At 30.5% G+C, this 3,958-nt stretch carries 3 protein-coding genes; all 3 read right to left on the bottom strand.

What is annotated here, in order from left to right:
• The coding region (locus U9R42_04420) for a hypothetical protein (GenBank protein MEA3495260.1) at window positions 1-1,319 on the bottom strand (1,319 nt) is incomplete at its 3' end.
• A 649-nt stretch (window positions 1,320-1,968) separates the two neighbouring features.
• The gene (locus U9R42_04415; protein ID MEA3495259.1) at window positions 1,969-2,940 is read right to left on the bottom strand and encodes a T9SS type A sorting domain-containing protein; all 972 of its coding nucleotides are present in this window, start codon (window positions 2,938-2,940) and stop codon (window positions 1,969-1,971) included.
• A gap of 108 nt (window positions 2,941-3,048) precedes the next feature.
• The gene (locus U9R42_04410) at window positions 3,049-3,672 is read right to left on the bottom strand and encodes a peptidylprolyl isomerase (protein MEA3495258.1); all 624 of its coding nucleotides are present in this window, start codon (window positions 3,670-3,672) and stop codon (window positions 3,049-3,051) included.
• Between the last annotated feature and the right edge of the window lie 286 nt (window positions 3,673-3,958).

Raw genomic sequence — 3,958 nt, 5'->3', positions numbered from 1 at the left:
ACGGTAATTTTACCATTACCGGGATTCGGATAAATTGACAAATTATTTTCTCCTTCAACTTCATTTATTGAAGATATTACAACATGAATTGAATTTGAAGTTGCTTTACATCCGTCATTGTTTTCAACTTCTACTGAATAATCTGCTGTTTTAGTAGCAACATAAGTACTAGCTGTTGCTCCTGAAATATCACTTCCGTTTTTAAGCCATTGATAAGTTTTCCCTGTTGATGCCGTTAAAGTATTCTCATTCTTTGATATTGTAGGTTTATATCCGGCACAATCAACAATTTTTCTAATAATATGATTATCCTGATCGCTTAAATAAAGTTCATTATTTATCATCACTATACCCTTGCAACTATGAAAACGTGCATCAGTACCTTGTGCATCTGCAAATCCATATTCGTTCATAATTTCACTTCCTGCATAAGTTGATAAGCTACCATCATATTTTCTTACCCTATTGAGGTCGGTAATATAAAATATGCCATTATCGTAAACCACATCCTCAGGAGTCCACAAGCCTGAAACCACTGTTGTTACTTGACCACCTGATATTTTTTTAATCTTAGAATTTAATTTATCAGCAACATAAATATCATTGCCGTCAACAAAAAGACCTACGGGATTATTAAATTTTGCCTGACCGAGAGCAGAGCCATTAACATCCCCCGGTGATTCAGGTTGTCCTGCAATTGTTGACACAACACCTGCCGGAGTAATCTTTCTAATACAATGATTTCTTGTATCTGCCACATAAACATTTCCTGCTGCATCAGTTTCAATATCAGAGGGATTATAAAACTGAGCAACATTTGCATCACCATCTCTAAATCCTAATTGAGGAGTATAACAAGTTGTTCCTGTTTTGTACTTGCCTGCAAAAACAGTAATAAATTGTGGGTTTCCTAAATTTTGATATTTTGATATTTTTCTAATCACATGATTATTATAATCGGAAATATATATTTCATCATTCGGTCCTATTGCAACTCCTCTTGGTCCATTAAATCTTGACATTACTCCTGTTGCATCAACAAAACTTGCTTGTTCAATACCTCCAGCACGAATTCTTAACTTGTCATCAGAAGCAAGTAGCACTGAAATTACATGATTTCCACTTTCTGCTATCCACATATTTCCTTTGCTGTCAACTGCCATATCAAATGGTTGATACATTTTTGCAGAAAGACGTGGAGTTGCAACGGTTGAATTACCGGGTTGCTGTGGTGTAGCAATATAGGTGTTTACTGTTTGTGCATTAATCGTTACAAATGTAAACACAATCAAAGTGCTTAATAAAATGTTTTTTATCATAATTCTTAAGGTGGGTTCTAAAAATTTATTTTTTAACTTTTAATTCGAGACAAACCGCAGAACCCGTTAAACGACTTTCCTAAATTGATTCAAAAGTACATCATTATTTTTAATTGTCAAATATCAAATTTATTTTTTCGAATCTTGACTAATTAGTGGCACTAAGAAAACTTTGTATTACTCATTATACTTGGGCTTTGAATTAATAATGGATGTGAATGTAAAAGTCATTCAATTGTCATTAATAGTCATTTAGCCAAGCTGTCATTGGGTTTTGTAACTTATTGGCAATTTAATGACTACTTTATGACATTAGATTCAAGGGACAAAGTACACATAATATTCTAACAGTCAAAAACATACGTTTTTCTTATAGCCAATAATTAATTAACAAGCATATACGCTAAATAATATTTAAACGAATTACCTCCTCATAGCTAAACAAATTATATTTTTAAAGGTGTTCATGATTTTTCTTTGAAAAGTTCACAAATTTGCACCTTGACAAAGCACAAAATTACACTTCAGTAAATTCAGTGCATCGCTTCGTCAATTTTACATACTTTATTTCTTTACAAACCCCCTTAGTATAAACATAGCTATAATTATTTGTATATCACTGGTTTAATTATTAGAAGTTCCCTAAACTTTATTCAATAATAATCTTCTTTACAAAAATGCTTTTATTGGTGGAAATTTTTAGGAAATATAATCCTTTCTTTAAATCGGAAATATTAATTCTCAGGCTGTTATTACTATACGATTTTATCAACTTAGCTGTTATATCAAATATTTCAATTGTTTCGAAGGTGGTATTTTTAATATTGTTAATGATAATATAATCTTTTGCAGGATTAGGATATATTTTGATATTTTCATTATCAAATACTTCATTTTCTTCAATCTCAATAGGAATATTAAGTACATATTGATAACATTCTTCGTAGTCGTCAATGAACTCTTGTGAATTAAAATAAGCATTGTCAACATGTTGAACTCCTGCTTTGATTTTATACAAAATTTCTCCACCATTTTTACTAATATCTGTCATTAACGCATTAACGGGAGTGTAATTAAAATCTTTGTCGCCAAGAATTGTTGCCATCCTGATATTTTTAATATTACTCCACATATCTCCCGAAAAACTGCTAATTGCAGGTGCAAGACCAATAATGCCATTATATTTGTTCGGCTCAGATAAACCTAATTGATAAGCCATTTTACCTCCCCACGAAAAGCCTGTAATAACAATTTTGTTTGTATCAATATTGTAAGTATTCATTGTATAGTTATAGGATCGTTCTATCAGCGTATTTAATAATTGAATGGGTTTACCATTGAGATTATTAGCATCCGGACAACTTACAATTGCATTGTGTTTTTGAGCTAACACAATATATAACATGTCTCTCATACTTGAACCTGCCATTCCTGCACCATGCCATCCGTAAATCATAGGATATGATTTTGTTGAGTCATAGTTAGACGGAACATAAAAAGAAATAACACTTGTAGTACCACTGTTGTTGAATTGTATTGAAAAGTTTCCTGTATTAGGTTGGGCGTGTAATAAAATGCTAAAACTGATAAATAAAACCGAGATTGCAATTATTCTTTTCATTGTTTTTCTCCTTTTTTGTTAATTTAATATAATTGCCAAATATAGTTATTCTTTTAAGATTCTATTACTTTAGGGAGGTTCTATAAATTCAGTTATGAACTTGAGTCATTACAAATCTGAAATATCAAAATCAAAGTTATCTTTTAATTCTTGCTTAGTATATTTTTCTACTTCCACATCCATCATATAAACTTTGCTAATAGGTTTTTCAAGATAATTTGTTTCTACCTCAGCAATTTTTGAAACTACATCCATACCTAAAAAAACATATCCGAAAATTGTGTAATCACCATCTAAAGAATATGTACCAAAAGGATTCTCCACTATATAAAATTGAGAGCCATTTGATTCTTTATCAGGGTTCATATCATCAGGAAGCCTTGCTGCTCCTACTGCTCCATAATCGTGTCTAAGAGAATTATTTATTTCTTCTTCAATTTTATATCCTGGTCCTCCTGTTCCATCTCCCTCAGGATCTCCTCCCTGAATAATAAAATTATTTACTACTCTATGAAAAATCAAGCTATCGTAAAAATCATCATTTGTCAACTTAATAAAATTCTCTCTGTGGAGTGGAGTTTTGTAATGTAACCAAATACGAATATCGCCATATTTAGTTGTAATTCTTATTGTTTCGTAAGGTCCTGTATCAGGAATATCATTTTTATCACAGCTATCAAAAAAACCAAATCCTAAAATGAGAATGATAGTTATTATTGTAAAATACCGCATTTATAAATTTTTTATCACAATTATTAAAAAATCAAAATTAATATATATTTCGCAAATTTCATTAGGCTTTTCAACTCTTGTTTTTTGTTGGCAAAAATAGTTTTAGAAGCATATATCCCAAGAAAAAAAATCAGGAATTTTATCTTTTCAATGCATAAAATTATTCAGGCATCTCAAAATCATATAAATCTTTTAACTCTTTTTTTGAATATTCAACTATTTGAACTTTAAGCATGTGAACATCATCAATAGGTTTGTCTTTAGTATTTGTTTTTACATCTGCAAT

This window comes from Bacteroidota bacterium (assembly GCA_034723125.1).
GTDB lineage: Bacteria > Bacteroidota > Bacteroidia > CAILMK01 > JAAYUY01 > JAYEOP01.
Note: the sequence above shows the minus strand (reverse complement) of the source record. Positions and strands in the feature narration are given on the sequence as shown.

Excerpts from the sequence above, each read along its gene's own strand:
- U9R42_04415 (MEA3495259.1), bottom strand. The coding sequence starts at position 2,940 with ATGAAAAGAATAATTGCAATCTCGGTTTTATTTATCAGTTTTAGCATT.
- U9R42_04410 (MEA3495258.1), bottom strand. The coding sequence starts at position 3,672 with ATGCGGTATTTTACAATAATAACTATCATTCTCATTTTAGGATTTGGT.